This is a genomic window from Aliiroseovarius sp. S253, assembly GCF_049800855.1.
In the GTDB taxonomy this organism is placed as follows: domain Bacteria; phylum Pseudomonadota; class Alphaproteobacteria; order Rhodobacterales; family Rhodobacteraceae; genus Aliiroseovarius.
This window is the reverse complement of record NZ_JBNAFW010000001.1, coordinates 1,677,172-1,693,212: the sequence shown is the minus strand read 5'-3', so window position 1 is coordinate 1,693,212 and position 16,041 is coordinate 1,677,172. Positions and strand designations below refer to the sequence as shown.

The 16,041-nt window shown below is 58.3% G+C and carries 15 protein-coding genes; 7 read left to right on the top strand and 8 right to left on the bottom strand.

Annotation, left to right across the window (positions count from 1 at the left end):
• Nucleotides 1–380 precede the first annotated feature (380 nt).
• Nucleotides 381–2,327: a threonine--tRNA ligase gene (thrS, locus tag ACP15F_RS08280; RefSeq protein WP_424940336.1), complete on the bottom strand. Its 1,947-nt coding sequence runs from the start codon at nucleotides 2,325–2,327 to the stop codon at nucleotides 381–383.
• A gap of 172 nt (nucleotides 2,328–2,499) precedes the next feature.
• Here thrS and ACP15F_RS08275 point away from each other — a divergent pair, with 172 nt between their 5' ends.
• From ACP15F_RS08275 to ACP15F_RS08265, 3 genes are all read left to right on the top strand, one after another.
• The gene (locus ACP15F_RS08275; RefSeq protein ID WP_424940335.1) at nucleotides 2,500–3,255 is read left to right on the top strand and encodes an alpha/beta fold hydrolase; all 756 of its coding nucleotides are present in this window, start codon (nucleotides 2,500–2,502) and stop codon (nucleotides 3,253–3,255) included.
• Nucleotides 3,252–4,220, top strand: coding sequence for an alpha/beta hydrolase (locus ACP15F_RS08270; protein WP_424940334.1), 969 nt, complete (start codon nucleotides 3,252–3,254; stop codon nucleotides 4,218–4,220). The genes ACP15F_RS08275 and ACP15F_RS08270 overlap by 4 nt, the downstream gene beginning before the upstream one ends.
• 67 nt (nucleotides 4,221–4,287) lie before the next feature.
• A complete protein-coding gene (locus tag ACP15F_RS08265) occupies nucleotides 4,288–5,013 on the top strand; it encodes an alpha/beta fold hydrolase (RefSeq protein ID WP_424940333.1) in 726 nt (241 codons plus the stop codon).
• A gap of 78 nt (nucleotides 5,014–5,091) precedes the next feature.
• On the opposite strand, the gene phaZ is transcribed toward ACP15F_RS08265, so the two are convergent.
• Nucleotides 5,092–6,408 carry a polyhydroxyalkanoate depolymerase gene (gene phaZ / locus ACP15F_RS08260; RefSeq protein ID WP_424940332.1) on the bottom strand — a complete coding sequence of 439 codons (1,317 nt, stop codon included), beginning with the start codon at nucleotides 6,406–6,408 and terminating at the stop codon, nucleotides 5,092–5,094.
• A gap of 111 nt (nucleotides 6,409–6,519) precedes the next feature.
• On the opposite strand from phaZ, the gene ACP15F_RS08255 reads away from it, so the two are divergent.
• The 3 genes from ACP15F_RS08255 to phaR all read left to right on the top strand — a co-directional run bounded on the left by ACP15F_RS08255 (nucleotide 6,520) and on the right by phaR (nucleotide 9,655).
• Nucleotides 6,520–8,325 carry a PHA/PHB synthase family protein gene (locus ACP15F_RS08255; protein WP_424940331.1) on the top strand — a complete coding sequence of 602 codons (1,806 nt, stop codon included), beginning with the start codon at nucleotides 6,520–6,522 and terminating at the stop codon, nucleotides 8,323–8,325.
• 149 nt (nucleotides 8,326–8,474) lie between these two features.
• Nucleotides 8,475–8,918 carry a Phasin gene (locus ACP15F_RS08250; RefSeq protein ID WP_424940330.1) on the top strand — a complete coding sequence of 148 codons (444 nt, stop codon included), beginning with the start codon at nucleotides 8,475–8,477 and terminating at the stop codon, nucleotides 8,916–8,918.
• 176 nt (nucleotides 8,919–9,094) lie between these two features.
• The gene (gene phaR, locus ACP15F_RS08245) at nucleotides 9,095–9,655 is read left to right on the top strand and encodes a polyhydroxyalkanoate synthesis repressor PhaR (RefSeq protein WP_424940329.1); all 561 of its coding nucleotides are present in this window, start codon (nucleotides 9,095–9,097) and stop codon (nucleotides 9,653–9,655) included.
• Nucleotides 9,656–9,730: 75 nt separating this feature from the next.
• Here phaR and lexA read toward each other — a convergent pair whose 3' ends face one another.
• The 6 genes from lexA to ACP15F_RS08215 form a co-directional block, all read right to left on the bottom strand.
• The gene (gene lexA, locus ACP15F_RS08240; protein ID WP_424940328.1) at nucleotides 9,731–10,429 is read right to left on the bottom strand and encodes a transcriptional repressor LexA; all 699 of its coding nucleotides are present in this window, start codon (nucleotides 10,427–10,429) and stop codon (nucleotides 9,731–9,733) included.
• Nucleotides 10,430–10,573: 144 nt separating this feature from the next.
• Entirely contained in the window at nucleotides 10,574–11,746 is a 1,173-nt protein-coding gene (gene glp, locus ACP15F_RS08235; protein WP_424940327.1) for a gephyrin-like molybdotransferase Glp, read from the bottom strand.
• A complete protein-coding gene (gene moaC, locus ACP15F_RS08230) occupies nucleotides 11,746–12,228 on the bottom strand; it encodes a cyclic pyranopterin monophosphate synthase MoaC (RefSeq protein WP_424940326.1) in 483 nt (160 codons plus the stop codon). The genes glp and moaC overlap by 1 nt, the downstream gene beginning before the upstream one ends.
• The gene (gene trpC, locus ACP15F_RS08225; RefSeq protein ID WP_424940325.1) at nucleotides 12,225–13,025 is read right to left on the bottom strand and encodes an indole-3-glycerol phosphate synthase TrpC; all 801 of its coding nucleotides are present in this window, start codon (nucleotides 13,023–13,025) and stop codon (nucleotides 12,225–12,227) included. Before trpC ends, moaC begins: the two co-directional genes overlap by 4 nt.
• 36 nt (nucleotides 13,026–13,061) lie before the next feature.
• The gene (gene trpD / locus ACP15F_RS08220; protein WP_424940324.1) at nucleotides 13,062–14,078 is read right to left on the bottom strand and encodes an anthranilate phosphoribosyltransferase; all 1,017 of its coding nucleotides are present in this window, start codon (nucleotides 14,076–14,078) and stop codon (nucleotides 13,062–13,064) included.
• On the bottom strand, nucleotides 14,075–14,656 hold the full coding sequence (locus tag ACP15F_RS08215) for an anthranilate synthase component II (RefSeq protein WP_424940323.1): 582 nt from the start codon (nucleotides 14,654–14,656) through the stop codon (nucleotides 14,075–14,077). Before ACP15F_RS08215 ends, trpD begins: the two co-directional genes overlap by 4 nt.
• A gap of 129 nt (nucleotides 14,657–14,785) precedes the next feature.
• On the opposite strand from ACP15F_RS08215, the gene ACP15F_RS08210 reads away from it, so the two are divergent.
• Nucleotides 14,786–16,039 (top strand): divergent polysaccharide deacetylase family protein, encoded by a 1,254-nt coding sequence (locus ACP15F_RS08210; RefSeq protein ID WP_424940322.1) that lies wholly within the window; start codon nucleotides 14,786–14,788, stop codon nucleotides 16,037–16,039.
• Nucleotides 16,040–16,041 lie beyond the last annotated feature (2 nt).

The window sequence follows — 16,041 nt, the reverse complement described above, 5'->3', positions numbered from 1 at the left end:
TCGAGGCGGTAAGGAAAAGCTAAGCGGGGAGTGGGGCTGTCTCCACTCACGAAAACGTGGATCACGGGCCTGTCAGGACAGCGCGAGCGGATCATAACGCGGGCGTGAGCGGTTGGGCCCAAGCGAAAATCGCGAAGCGCCAAGAAAACTTGAGTTTCCGTCGGGTTAGCCTTGGCTGCGTTGAAATGGATTGTAACGAAAAAGGGCGTCGCGCCGTTCACATCTTTCAAAGGTATGGGCGCCAAATTCTGTAATGTTACAGTTTTCTGCATTGCAGCAGGGGGAGCCTCACGCCCTTTGTGAGCCCGTGTAACACCCTGAAGAACAAAAAAACGCCCTCTGACCGGGTCAAAGGGCGCTTGAATTGGTGTGTTTTACGATCAAACCAGATCAGGAGCCGTGGCTTCCTTGGCCAAATCCGTTGCGACCTGATCCAAAGGCAGCACTTTCGAGTGCTTTTCGCCCAGACGGCGCATCGAGACGGTCCCGTCCTCGACTTCTTTCTTGCCGACGGCCAAGATCACCGGAACTTTGCCGACCGAGTGTTCGCGGACCTTATAATTGATCTTCTCGTTGCGGATGTCTGCCTCGGCGCGTATGCCCTTGGCTTTCAGCGCTGCGACAACTTCGTGCACAAAGTCATCCGCATCCGACACGATCGAGGCTACGACAACCTGACGCGGGGCCAGCCAGAAGGGCAGCTTACCCGCGTGTTCTTCGATCAGGATGCCGATGAAACGCTCGAACGAGCCTAGCGTTGCGCGGTGCAACATGACCGGACGGTGCTTGGCGCCGTCTTCGCCGACATAATTTGCATCCAGACGTTCCGGCAGAACGAAATCGACCTGCAATGTGCCGCACTGCCAGTCACGGCCAATCGCGTCGGTCAAAACAAACTCCAGCTTTGGACCATAGAAGGCGCCTTCGCCGGGGTTCAACTCGAACTCGCATCCGGCTGCCTTGGTGGCGGCCATCAGCGCGGCTTCGGATTTGTCCCAGACCTCGTCGCTGCCTGCACGCTTCTCGGGACGGTCCGAGAATTTGACCGAGAACTTCTCGAACCCCAAGTCTTTATAGATCTCGGACAGGAACTCGATGAAAAGCTTCGTTTCGTCTTCGATCTGCGCTTCGGTACAGAAGATATGCGCGTCGTCCTGTGTGAAGCCACGCACCCGCATGATCCCATGCAGCGCACCCGACGGTTCATAGCGGTTGCACGAGCCAAATTCGGCCATGCGCAGCGGCAGGTCACGGTAGGATTTCAGGCCCTGATTATAGACTTGAACGTGGCAGGGGCAGTTCATCGGCTTCAGCGCGTTCACAGCCTTTTCGCGGGCGTGTTCTTCATCCACTTCCACGATGAACATGTTTTCCTGGTATTTGTCCCAGTGGCCCGAGGCCTCCCACAGGCGGCGATCCACCACTTGCGGAGTGTTCACTTCGACATAGCCGCCTTTTTGCTGCTGGCGGCGCATGTAGTCTTGCAGTTGGGTGTAGATCGACCAACCGTTCGGATGCCAGAAGATCTGACCCGGTGCTTCTTCCTGCATGTGGAACAGGTTCATCTCGCGGCCCAGCTTGCGGTGGTCGCGTTTGGCGGCCTCTTCCAGCATGTGCAGGTGTTTTTTCAGCCCATCTTTGTTCTGGAAGGCCACACCATAGATACGCTGAAGCATGGCGCGGTCACTGTCGCCACGCCAATAAGCTCCGGCCACGCTCATCAGTTTGAACGAGTCGGCGGGCAGCTGGCCGGTGTGCTGCAAGTGTGGACCACGGCAGAGATCCTGCCAGTGACCATGCCAATACATACGCAGCGGTTCGTCGCCCGGAATGGCTTCGATCAGCTCGACCTTATAAGGCTCGTTGTTGGCCTCATAGAACTTCACCGCGCGATCGCGTTCCCAGATCTCGGTCGTGACAGGATCACGCTTGTTGATGATTTCTTTCATCTTGGCTTCGATCGTGCCCAGATCTTCCGGCGTGAAAGGCTCTTCGCGGTCGAAGTCATAATACCAGCCGTTGTCGATGACCGGCCCGATGGTGACTTTGACGTCCGGCCAGATCTCTTGCACGGCACGCGCCATCACGTGAGCAAAATCGTGGCGGATCAGTTCCAGCGCTTGATCGGGGTCTTTCATCGTGTGAATGGCGATGTCTGAATCTTCATTGATCGGCCATTGCAGGTCCCAATGGGCGCCGTTCACAGTGGCGGAAATGGCCTTCTTGGCCAGCGAATTGGAAATGCCAGCGGCGACCTCGGCAGGGGTTACACCTGCGTCGAACTCACGCGAATTACCATCGGGAAATGTAAGGGAAATCTGGCTCATTTGCCTAGCTCCTCGTCGTTTTGGCGCCCACGGAACGCCCGGTTGCGGGTTATGTCTGCGGGTCTTTTTACCGCTTGCGCCGGTGCTGTCAACGCCCGACCCGCCATAAGGGGGATTGCACTGCGCCAAGGGGTGGATATTGTCGTCGCCAATGACAGAGAAAGAGGCCGACATGTCCGAAATCCAGCACCTTGAAACCAAGCAAGGGCGCCGCATCGCCTTTGCAAAGACAGACGGGCAGGGGCCGACGATCCTGTTCTTGTCTGGTCTGAAATCGGACATGGAAGGGACCAAGGCCGTCGCGCTTGAGGCGTGGGCGAAAGAGCAGGGCCGCGCGTTCCTGCGCTTTGACTATTCAGGTCACGGCGTCAGCTCAGGCACGTTTGCCGAGGGCAGCATTGGCGATTGGCACGAAGACACGCTGGAAGTCGTGGACAAGCTGATTGACGGGCCGGTTCTGGCGGTGGGCAGCTCGATGGGCGGCTGGCAATCGCTTCTGCTGTCACGCGCACGACCCGAGCGGATCAAGGGCCTGGTGACCATCGCCGCCGCGCCTGATTTCACCGAGGACGGATACTGGGCCGGGTTCACCGATGACCAGAAAGCCGAGTTGGAGCGCGAGGGCTTCGTGTCGATCCCGTCGGACTATGACGAGGATTACATCATTACCAAACGTCTGATCGAGGACGGCCGGAACCAGATGGTGCTGCGCTCGCCGTTGCGGTTGGATATGCCGGTGCGGTTCCTGCAAGGAACGGAAGACGACGCGGTCCCCACGTCTCAGGCGGTGAAGTTGCTTGAACATGTCGAAGGCGATGACATTCGCCTGACGCTTGTGAAAGGGGCGGATCACCGGTTCTCGGACGATGAATGCCTGCGCACGATCCAGAAAATGGTCAAGGTCGTTTTGGCCCGAGGTGCAGCATGAACGGAGTGTTGCGTACCGCCATGGGTGTATCCGCTGTTGTTGCAGCCCTGTTCGTAATTGGCCCGTACGAGCCGGTTGATCTGGACGTTCAATTTGATGCGGCGGCCATCGGCCCCGATCCGGACGCCTATCTGGCGCAGCGGGAAGCTGTATTTGACGATCTGGTAGACGGCGCGCAGAAGCAAATCGTCTGGGCAGGCGAGGCCGGGCAGAAGACGCCTCTGTCGGTCGTCTATATCCACGGCTTCTCGGCCTCTCATCAGGAAATTAGCCCCGTGCAGCAATTGGTTGCCGAGGGGTTGGGGGCGAACCTTTATAACGCCCGTCTGGCGGGTCACGGCCGTAGCGCCGAGGCGATGGCCGGCCCGACCGTCAACGACTGGATGGTCGATTTTGCCGAGGCTATGGCGATTGGTCGTGCCATCGGAGATGAAGTGTTGATTATATCGACCTCGACCGGGGGCACGATTGCAGCCCTTGGCTTGTTTGATGAACAGGCCGCGAAAGGTGTGAAGGGGATCACCTTCATCTCGCCGAATTTTGGGATCAACCAATCGCAAGCCTCGCTGTTGACCTTCCCTGCCGCACGTCACTGGGTGCCATTATTCGCGGGCGCCAATCGCGGCTTCACGCCGATAAACGACATGCAGGCCAAATTCTGGACGGAAAGCTATCCCACCACGGCCTTGATGCCGATGGCAGCAATGGTGAAGGTCGCGGCGAACTCGGGCTATGGGGTCGTCAACGCACCGGCGTTGTTCATCTATTCGAAAGAGGATCAGGTGGTGTCCGCTGACGCGACTGAAAACGTCGCTGCTGGCTGGGGCGGGATCGTGCATCGGCACGTGGTCACGCCGGGACCGGGCATCGACCCTATGGCGCATGTGTTGGCGGGGGACATTGTCAGCCCGGATGGCACAGACTCCACGGTTGAAAAAATTCTGGACTGGGCGCGCGGGTTATAACTTGCGTGCGCCCCGGCTGCGGGCCAAGGTCGGGGAAAAGCAGATAAAAAATACAGGTGAGGCCAGCATGAAAGAACCCTTGGTTCTGATCCCCGGAATGATGTGCGATGCACGGGTTTTCGGGCCGCAAATCAATGATCTGTCACGCGACCACACGGTAATTGTGGCTGCTCCGACGCGGGGCGAAACCGTCCGCGAAATGGCGTCGCTATTGCTGGATCAATTGCCCACGCGCTTTGCTTTGGCGGGGTTAAGCCTTGGCGGGATCGTCGCGATGGAGATGGCCCGGCGCGCACCCGACCGGGTGAATAGGCTGGCATTGATCTCGACCTCGCCATTGGCGGATACGCCTGCGCAGGCTGCATGGCGCGAGCCGCAGATTGTTCATGCGAACATCGGTCGGCTGGATCAGGCTATGGCCGAGGCATTTTCGCCGGACGTTCTGGCCCCCGGTCCCGCACGGGACGAGATTATGGGGCTTGTGTTCCAAATGGCGGGTGACATTGGTCCCGAGACATTCGTGCGCCAGACCCGTGCGCTGCAACGCCGGCCGGATGCGCAACGCGCGCTTCAAAGATTGAAGATCCCCACCATGGTGATGTGCGGCGCGCATGACACGCTGACACCACCCAAACGCCATGAAACCATGGCCGAGCTGATCCAAGACGCCGAACTGGTGATCCTGCCGGACGCGGGTCACCTGCCTACACTGGAAACGCCTGAACACGTGAATATCGGCCTACGTGCCTGGATGGAGCTTCCGCTTCAACTGCGAGAACGCGCCATCGCGTGATGCCTGTTCAAGCGACATGAAAAAACGCGCCATGCCGAAAGGCAGGCGCGTTTCTTGTTTCTTAGGAAGCAGGCAGGATTAGCTGGCGGCTTTTTTCACAGCTTTCAGGGCAACCGGCTTGCCTTTCTTGGCAGCCTTTTTCTTGGCGGCCTGTGCGGCGTGACGTCCGGCGTTTTGATCAATGAAGTCCAGAACCAGCGGGCGAATGTTGTTGCGCCAGCTTTTGCCTGCAAAAATACCGTAGTGACCGGCACCTTCTTCAAGGTGGCTTGCCTTCTTGTCGTCCGATAGGCCGGTAAGAAGGTCCAGCGCCGCGATACACTGACCGGGGGCCGTGATGTCGTCTTTGGTGCCTTCAACGGTTTTCACGGCGACGTCGGTGATTGCGCCAAGGTCAATTCTGTGGCCATCCACAACGAACTCGTTCTTTGCGACCTCGCCGTTTTTGAACAGACGCTCGACAGTCGACAGATAGAATTCAGCGGTCATGTCCATGACGGCCAGATATTCATCGTAGAAACGGTTGTGCTTGTCGTGATCCGAGGCTTCGCCCTTGGCGACGCGCATGATCTGGTCTGCAAATGCTTTCGAGTGGGTCTCGGAGTTCATCGACATGAAGCCCGCCAGCTGCAAAAGGCCCGGATAAACCATTCGACCAGCACCGGCATATTTAAAGCCGACACGCTGGATCGCCATTTCTTCCAACTGGCCCATGGTCACGCGGCGACCAAAGTCGGTCACGTCGGTGGCAGCGGCATCCGGATTGATCGGACCGCCGATCAGGGTCAGTGTCTGCGGCTGCGCCTCGGGGTCAATTTCGGCCAGATAGGCGGTGGCAGCCAGCGTCAGTGGGGCAGGCTGGCACACGGCCACAACATTGATGTCGGGACCAAGGTGGCGCATGAAGTCTACAAGATAGAGCGTATAGTCTTCGACGTCGAACTTGCCTTCGCTGACCGGGATGTCACGGGCATTGTGCCAGTCGGTCACATAGACTTCTGCATCCGGCAGAAGGCTGGCAACGGTTGAATGCAGAAGCGTTGCATAGTGGCCCGACATGGGCGCAACCAGCATCACGCGGCGTGCTTTCTCTGGGCGGCCAAGCACTTTGAACTGGATCAGATCGCCAAAGGGGCGCTCCACCAGCTTCTCGACTTGCACCACATGGTCGCGTCCGTCTTCGGCCACAACGCTGGTAATGCCCCAGTCAGGCTTAACAATCATACGGTGAAAGCTGCGCTCGGTAACTTCGCCCCAAGCTGCCATCATCTGGAATACCGGGCTGGGGAACAAAGCGGTCGCCGGGTATGAACCCATTGCTGCGGCCGTGGCGCCAAGCCACTGATTCGTGTTCCGGATGGTCTCCATCAGGTCGTAGGTCGCCATGTAGCGCATGCGCAATCCCCTAATTAGCCTTTGCTTTTTTGTTTCTGCATTTGCATAGTCTTTAACATATGCGGTTTTTGTAATGCTGCAACAGCGAAAGGATAGGGGGGAATTCGTGCTATGACAACTGATCAAAAGGAAACTTCGGAAGGTTTGGTGCCGGATACGAGCGAATTGGGCGCGAATCTCGCCAAGATTGAAGAGCTGTCCTCCCGTTTGGGCGAGATCATGTCAAACCGAAAACCGGTGCGACCCAGCCTCCAGGGGCCTAGTCAGGACTTTTATATTAAAGCGGCCAATTCGATGTGGTCGGACATGATGGCCAACCCCGCCAAAATGATCGAACAGCAGGCTGCCTTCTGGGGCAAAACGCTGGAACATGCAGTCGAAGCACAGGCCGCGTTTTTGTCAGGAGAGTTTAAGGCTCCTGAAGATCATGCCCCCAAAGACCGCCGCTTTTCCAACCCCCTTTGGGAAACACACCCCTATTTCAACTATCTGAAGCGACAGTATCTGATCACCTCGGGTACCATGAGCGAAGCATTGGAGGGTGTTGAAGGGCTGAACGAGGACGAGCGCAAGCGCCTCGACTTCTTTACGCAGCAAATGATCGACATGATGAGCCCGACCAACTTTCTGGGCACCAACCCGGACGCAATGGAACGCGCGATCGAGACGAATGGCCAGTCGCTGGTCGACGGGCTGGAAAACCTTGTCTCGGATCTGGAAGCCAATGATGGCGAGCTTCTGGTCAAGCTGGTGGACGAAAGCGCCTTCGAAGTCGGCGGCAACATCGCCACCACTCCCGGCGAAGTCGTCTATCGCAATCGTATGATCGAGTTGATCCAATACGCGCCGACAACCGAAAAGGTTCACGCTCGGCCTCTCATCATCTTCCCGCCCTGGATCAATAAGTTCTACATCATGGACCTGAAAGAGCAGAACAGCCTGATCAAATGGATTGTTGATCAAGGCTACACACTCTTCGTGGTCAGTTGGGTGAACCCGGATGCGTCGTACAGCGATGTGGGACTAGCCGACTATGTGGAAGACGGCTATATGGCCGCGATCCGCGAGGTGAAAGATATCACCGGCCAGCAGAAAGTGAACGTGGTAGGCTATTGCATTGCGGGCACCACATTGTCTCTGACATTGGCCCTGATGAAGAAGCGCGGCGACAAGTCCGTTAACTCAGCCACCTTCTTCACCACATTGACCGATTTCTCGGATCAGGGCGAGGTTGGCGTCTTCTTGGATGACGATTTCGTTGATGGGATCGAAGAAGAGGTGAATGAACGTGGTTATCTGGATAGCTTCTTCATGTCGCGCACATTCTCGTACTTACGCCCGAATGATCTGATCTATGGCCCGGCGATCAACAGCTATATGTTGGGGAAAACCCCGCCTGCCTTTGATCTGCTTTATTGGAATGGTGACAGCACCAACCTGCCAGCCAAGATGACAGTCGAGTATCTGCGCGGGTTGTGTGTGGGCAACGAGTTTGCCGAAGATGGCTTTGACTTGTTGGGCGAAACCCTGACGTTGTCAGATGTGGAAACGCCGATTTGTGCCATCGCATGCGAGACAGATCACATCGCTGCATGGAAGTCTTCGTATAACGGGATGCGGCAGATGTCAGGCAAGGACAAGACATTTATTCTGTCCGAGAGCGGCCATATCGCAGGGATCGTGAACCCGCCGTCCAAGAAGAAATACGGACACTATACCAATGAAGATTGGCCAGACGCGCCCGAAGATTGGCATGAAGGTGCCAGCTTCCACGAAGGATCGTGGTGGGGACGCTGGGACACATGGTTGGCGAAGAAATCCGGCAAAAAGGTCGACGCACGTCAGCCAGGCGATTCGGCACACGAGCCACTTGCGCCTGCACCCGGCACCTACGTAAAGGCGGTTCCTCAGGCGTAACGCTGTCTAAAGACTTGGAAACCAACAACTTATAAGTGTTACATGCTGCAGTGCAGAAAAAGCTTGATTTGCTGCACTGCAGCATGCATATTGTTTTCAGAAACAGAACGGCGCTTTCTCCCGGCGCCCCCGCACTTAGGAGCTTTAAAATGACCAAGACTCAAGATTACACCAAGATGTTCCAGGACATGATGGCCAACTTCCCGATGGACATGTCGATCGCTCAGGACGCTTTCAAAAACCAGGCTGCCCTGGGTGAGAAAATGTCGAAAGTAGCCCTGCAGGCTGCTGACAAATCGGCCGAGATCTCGACCAAGTGGACCAAAGAAACCCTGTCGAAAATGGGCGACGTTGCGACTGCAAAAGACGAAGCAACCGACTACACCAAAGCCATGACCGACTTCGCTTCGGCTCAGGCCGAGCTGGCTGCCGAAAACATGGCTGCTTTCGCTGAAGTTGCTAAAAAAGTTCAAGCTGAAACCGTTGAGCTGATGATGGCTGCTGGCAAAGAGATGGGCGAAGAAGCTCAGGCTGCAGTTAAAAAAGCGACCGACGAAGTTTCGAAAGCTGCCAAAAAGGCAACCTCGAAATAAGCTAGGATATACGCCGGAGCACTCCTCCCTTCCGGCGACTTCCTGAAGGACGGGTCAATGGCCCGTCCTTTTCTTTTTGGGTGACGTGACTGGAATTTGAGCAAATGTCTTGCCTTTACGTCCCGCGCTGCTAGGATTTTGCAGTGCAGAAAGATAGTTTTCTGCGGGGAGGTAATATGAACAAGTCTCAGGATGCGCTGCTGATCAAGCGTTATGCCAGCCGGCGGCTCTATAACACCGAAACGTCCGATTACGTGACCTTGGACGACATTGCGGGGTTCATCCGCGATGGGCGCGAGGTGCAGATCATCGACCTGAAATCCGGCGATGACCTGACACGCCAGTATCTACTGCAAATCATTGCTGAACACGAAAGCCGCGGCGAGAATGTCTTGCCGGTAGATGTGCTGACCGATCTGGTCCGGTCATATACCACTCAGGCTCAGAGCATCGTGCCCCAGTTTCTTGCCGCCAGCTTCGAGATGTTGCGCGATGGACAGTCGAAGATGATGGAGAACTTCGGCGGTATGGGACATCCCATGGCGAACATGCCGGGGTTTGAGGCCATGCAGGCCCAGCAGGAAGCGTTCATGAAGGCAATGATGAGCGGGTTTTCCGGGTCTTCGGGTCCTACGCAGGACAGCGAAGCGGGGGAAAAGACTGGGGATGCGGACGAGCTGGACAAGATAAAGAAACAGCTGGTTGAACTTCAGTCGAAACTGTCCAAGCTGAGCTAGGACACTTCAACACTGACCAGATAAAAAGCCCGGTGCAGACCGGGCTTTCTTCGTTTCGGGTGCCGTGTTGAGGGCTTAGTAGGTGCGGATCAGACCGACCAGTTTGCCTTGAACCTTTACCTGACCCTCGGGCAGCAGGCGGGTTTCATAAGCTGGGTTAGCTGCCTCAAGGGCGATCATATCACCGTTCTTACGAAAGCGCTTCAGCGTGGCTTCGTATCCATCGACTTGCGCAACCACGATGTCGCCATTGTCGGCTTGATTGGTTTCGCGGATCACCACAACGTCGCCATTGTTGATCCCCGCGTCGATCATGGAATCACCTTTAACTTCAAGCGCATAGTGGCGTCCGCCAGCGCCCAGCATCGCGCCGGGTACAGATACATGCTGTGCCCCGTCGGTGATGGCTTCGATCGGTTCACCAGCGGCGATCCGGCCCAGTAGCGGCAGCTCGTTCACACCAAGCGCGTCCAATGGCATGGCGGTTTTGGGAGTGCTTTCGGGCCGCCCACCTTCAACCACGCGTGGCTCGAACCCGGCACGCCCACCATTGTCCATGGTTTCCGGCAGCTTCACGATCTCAATCGCACGGGCCCGGTGAGCTAGGCGACGGATAAACCCGCGCTCTTCAAGTGCTGTGATCAGGCGGTGAATGCCGGACTTCGACCGTAGGTCCAACGCCTCTTTCATTTCATCAAAAGACGGCGACACACCATCCTTCTGCATGCGCTTGTGGATAAATTCCAGAAGTTCCAACTGCTTGCGGGTCAGCATCTGCGTTCCTCCGTCCTCGTTCAGCGGGCGAAAGGATCAGTTTCTTGACCTTCAGCCCGTGGCCCTCGTCGCGGGGCGTTCAAGGTATGTTCTACCCATGTTCCCTTTTTGTGTCAAGTCTGCGACAGGACGGGAGCGAAGGGATCAGATTGGAAGGTATTCGACCTGCGCGCCTGCTTCCAACGCTGGGGCCGAAATCGGGCGCACGAGCAGCGCATTGGCTTGGGCCAGAACGCTCAGAAGGGCACTGTCCTGACTGTCAAAGACGGTGATCTTGCCGTTCTCGACCCGCGCGCGCATGTAGTGTTCGCGCGGACCGTTCGAGCCGATATCAACGGCGAGGGTGGCATTGTGGCGCGGGGCGGAAGCTTCACCCAATCCCTGCATGGCACGCAGGGCCGGGACAAGAAAGACATGCCCGCAAACCATTGAGGATACTGGGTTTCCGGGCAGGCCGACCATAACGGCGTCACCCATCCGGCCCGCCATAAGCGGTTTTCCAGGTCGCATCAGCACTTTGTAGAAACTCTGGTCCATGCCCATCTCGGTGGCGACTTCGCCGACGATGTCATGATCCCCAACCGAGGCTCCACCGATGGTCACGATCAGATCCGCATCTGCTGCCAGATCCAGTGCCGTGCGCAGGCTATCGGCGTTGTCGCGAGCGATGGGCAACATGCGGGCGTGGCCTCCGTTCGCGTCGATCAGAGCTTTCAAGCCGAAACTGTTCGAAGCGATGATCTGGTCTGGGCCGGGGGTCTCTCCGGGCATGACAAGTTCGTCTCCGGTGGCCAAAAGCGCGACAACAGGTTTGCGGGCAACGGTCAGTGTGGGCACGTTCATCGCAGCAGCCAGCGCCAGATCGGCGGGTGTCAGAACGCGCGGGGCGGGGATCGTGTCACCGGGTTTGAAATCGGCACCTGCTGGGCGGACGTGCGGGCCCTTGTCGAGTTTCCGAGCAAGCGTGATCAGGTTGCCCTTACGGTCCACATCTTCCTGAATGATCACGCGATTGGTGCCGTCGGGTAGGGGCGCGCCGGTGAAGATGCGCACGCATTCGCCGGGGCCGACACGGCCATCGAACCCGTGACCTGCAGCACTTTCTCCAATCACGCGGAACATCGCTTCAGGGTCGGCTTCAACACCGTTCAGCGCGTATCCGTCCATGGCGGATGCGGCAAAGGGCGGTTGCAGGCGGGTGGCGGTGACAGGGGCTGCAAGAGCGCGGCCAGCGGCCTCGGCCAGCGGCATCTCTTCGGTTCCACAAGGCGTGACCAGATCAAAGATTGCGTCCAACGCCTCGTTCACCGTGATCATTATGTCGCCTCGTATATTCCTGATTTTCCACCCTCTTTGCGCAGAAGGCGGATGCCCGTGATTTCCATGCCCTTTTCGGCCGCTTTCAGCATGTCATAGACCGTCAGGCAGGCGGTCGACACGGCGGTCAGGGCTTCCATTTCCACGCCAGTTTGGCCGCCGGTTTTCACCGTAGCGGTGATGCGCACGCCGGGCAGATCGGGCTGCGGCTCAAGCTCCAGCGCCACCTTGGTAATAGGCAGGGGATGGCAGAGTGGGATCAGGTCCGAGGTCTTCTTGGCCCCCATGATCCCGGCCAGACGCGCGATGCCCAGAACGTCGCCCTTCTTGGCGGTGCCGGATGTCACCAGTGCCAGCGTCTCGGGCGTCATGCGGACGAAGCCTTCGGCCAGCGCGACGCGATCTGTCACGGCTTTATCTGAGACATCGACCATATGGGCCTGTCCGTCAGCGTCGAAATGGGTCAGGGGGCTGTCGCTCATGCCGGCACCGGATTGGCGAGGATGGCACGGGTTGCGGCCTCGACATCATCTTGCCGCATCAGGCTTTCGCCGATCAAGAAGCTGCGCGCGCCATGTTCCGCCATGTCGGCCAGATCCTGCGGCGTGAAAAGGCCGCTTTCGCAGACCAAATGACGTTCGGCTCCGGCCAGTTTCGACAGGCGACGGGTGGTGTCCAATGTCGTCTCGAAGGTCTTCAGATTGCGGTTGTTCACGCCCAGAAGAGGGGACTTCAGGATCGTGGCACGTTCCAGCTCCTCTTCGTCATGCACCTCGACCAACACGTCCATTCCCCAAGAAAAGGCAGCATCTTCAAGCTCTTGCGCTTGGCTGTCTTCGACGGACGCCATGATGATCAGGATGCAGTCGGCACCTAAGGCACGAGCTTCAGCCACCTGATAGGTGTCATACATGAAGTCCTTGCGCAGGGCAGGGAGCGAGACCGCTGAACGGGCAGCCACGAGGAACTCATCCGCGCCTTGGAAGGACGGTGTGTCGGTCAGAACCGACAGGCAAGATGCCCCGCCAGCTTCATAGGCTGTGGCGATGGCGGGCGGGTTGAAATCGGCGCGGATCAGACCCTTAGAGGGGCTGGCCTTTTTCACCTCGGCAATCAAGCCATAGCCGTTTTCGGCGTCTTTCATCAGCGATTGTGCAAAGCCCCTTGTGGGGGATGCGTCGCGGGCGGCGGCCTCGACCTCGGACAGGGGGCGGGCGGCTTTGCAGGCGGCCACGTGTTCGAGTTTGTAGGCTTTGATTTTATCCAGAACAGTGCTCATGGGCTTGGTCTAGTTCCTTGAAGGGGTAGGGGCAAGTCAGCTTGCTGAGGTTAGCGCGGCCAGTGCTTCGATCTTGGCCTTCGCAGCACCGCTATCGATGCTTTCGGCGGCCATCTCGACGCCGGATTTCAGATCAGCCACCTTGTCGGCCACGACCAGAGCGGCCGCAGCGTTGAACAGAACCGCGTCGCGGTAGGCTGAACCCTCGCCATTCAAGAGCGCGCGGAAGGCCACGGCGTTCTCGGCGGGCTCTCCACCGAGGATCGAGGCCAGCGGATGCACGGGCAATCCAGCATCTTCCGGGTGGATTTCGCGGGCGTGGATCTTGCCGTCTTCAAGCGCCGCAACCGAAGTCGCCCCGGTGATCGAGATCTCGTCCATCCCGTCTGCCCCGTGGACCAGCCACGCCTTCTCGGACCCCAGCGCTTGCAGGGTTTCGGCCATCGGGAAGATCAGATCGGCCGCAAAGGCACCGGTCAGTTGGCGTTTAGCGCCCGCAGGGTTGGTCAAAGGGCCGAGGATGTTGAAGATGGTCTTGCAGCCCATTTCCTGACGCACCGGCATCACGTGCTTCATCGCAGGATGATGCATTGGGGCCATCATGAAGCCGATACCGACCTCGTTGATCGCGCGTTCAGCCACATCAGCGCCGACCATCACGTTAACGCCCATTTCGGTCAGCGCATCTGCGGCACCCGACTTGGACGACAGGTTGCGGTTGCCGTGTTTGGCGACAGTCACCCCAGCACCCGCCACGACAAAGGCCGTCGCGGTCGAGATGTTCAACGTGCCCATTCCGTCGCCGCCCGTACCAACGATGTCCATCGCGCCCTCGGGTGCGTTCACCTTGGCGCATTTCGCGCGCATGACGGCGGCAGCGGCAGAATACTCCGCGACACTTTCCCCGCGTGCCCGCATGGCGGCCAGAAGCGCACCGATTTGCGCAGGCGTGGCGCGGCCCTCGAACAATTCTTCAAACGCAGCTTCGGCCTGAGCGCGTGACAGCGGACCTTCGGTGGCCGCGTAAATCAGAGGTTTCATCGCGTCGCTCATGCCGCCACCTTAGTTTTCTTCAGGAAATTCTCGATCATTGCATGGCCATGTTCCGACCGGATGCTTTCGGGGTGGAACTGCACGCCCTCGATCTCAAGCTCTTTGTGGCGCAGGCCCATGATCAGACCATTGTCCAACTCGGCTGTGATCTCAAGGCAATCGGGCAGGGTGTCACGATCCACCACCAGCGAGTGATAGCGCGTCGCCTGAAGCGGCGAAGGCAGCCCCTCGAACACGCCTTTGCCCTCGTGCCGAACCGTGCCCATTTTGCCGTGCACAATCTCGGGTGCACGCACGACATCGCCGCCGAATGCTTCGCCGATGGTCTGATGGCCAAGGCAGACACCGAACAGCGGTACTTTCGCCTCGGCTGCGGCCATGGTCAGGGGAAGACAGATCCCAGCCTGAGCGGGGTCACAAGGGCCGGGGGAAAGCACAATCCCGTCTGCGCCCATGCCCATCGCTTCCTGCACATCCAGCGCGTCGTTGCGGCGCACGACCACATCGGCCCCAAGCTCGCCGAAATAGTGGACGAGATTGTATGTGAAGCTGTCATAGTTATCGATCAGCAGGATCATGTCGCGGCCTTTCGCCAAAGTTGTGTCAGAAGGGGTTACGAACGGCCCTTGTCGGGCTATACATGGTCCAGGCAAGCGCCGAGGGTCAAGAGCGGTGCAGTATCAATTGAGTATTTGGGGGTAGCAGCCATGGCAAAAGGCTTCCTTGCAGGTGTGGTTTCTGGCGGATTTGTATCTGCTATTGGGGTGGCGTTGGTGTCTCCGATGTTACCACCGGTCGAAATGGCCACGGCGCCGGTCGCTCCGGTCGAAGTTCCGGCCCCCGTGACAGATCCCGTAGCGGACGAGATCCAGACCGCCGACCCCGTGCCGGAAACGGAAGGGGCACCGAAGGTCGACGCGACAGAAGAGGCTGCGGGTCCCAACGATAGCGCGCAATCCGAGCAACCCTCGGATGGGGATGCTGCGCCGATGACGGATACGGGCGATGGCACTGGGAATCGTGAAACGAGCCAACCCGAACAACCTGCGGCACCTGATGGCAGCGAAGTCGCCCCCGATGCACCCGAACCCGAAGTCACCACAGATCAACAAAGCGGGTTGGGTACATCTGTTGCTCCGCTTGAAAACCAGGCCAGCGACGTAACCACCAACCGTTTGCCCAGCATTGGCGGCACCGATCCAGCCCCCGAGACCGAAGAGCCGGTTGCAGACGAAGGCGCGACACGTCCTGAAGCACAAGCCCCATTGACCGACCTGTCGACATCGCCTTTGGCGATTGAGCGCAACTCCGTGCCCGCATCGGATACGGAAGGGCGCCCCTTGATGGCGGTGGTGTTGAAAGACATGGGACCAGAGCGCACGCAGTTGGAAGGTTTGGAAAATTTACCCTTCCCGGTCAGCGTCATTCTGGATGTGAATGCACCTGATCTTGAGGACGCGATGGCCTTCTATCGCGGTGCAGGTGCCGAGCTTGTGATGCAGGCTGATTTGCCGTCTGGCGCCACGCCTACCGATGCCGAGGTTAACCTGCAGGTACAACAAGCCAAGCTGAATATGGGCGTCGCCGTTTACATGGCACCCGACAGCGGGTTTCAGACGAACGCGCCTTTGTCGCGTCAGATCGCCGAAATCCTTGTCGTGTCTGGGCATGGGTTGATCACTCAGCCCGAGGGGCTGAACACCGGCCACAAGAACGCGCTGAAAACAGGCGTGCCGTCTGGATTGGTGTTCCGTGATCTCGATGGGGACGGACAGGACAACAAGGTGATCCGCCGTTTTCTGGACAACGCCGCTTTCAAGGCAGATCAGGAAGAGGGCGTGATTCTGATGGGACGCGCAGTCCCACAGACGCTGACCGCCTTGGTGGAATGGAGCGTCGGCAACCGCATCAGCTCGGTTGCGATGGTGCCGGTGTCCGCGGTGCTTCTGGGCGGCTCGTAAGA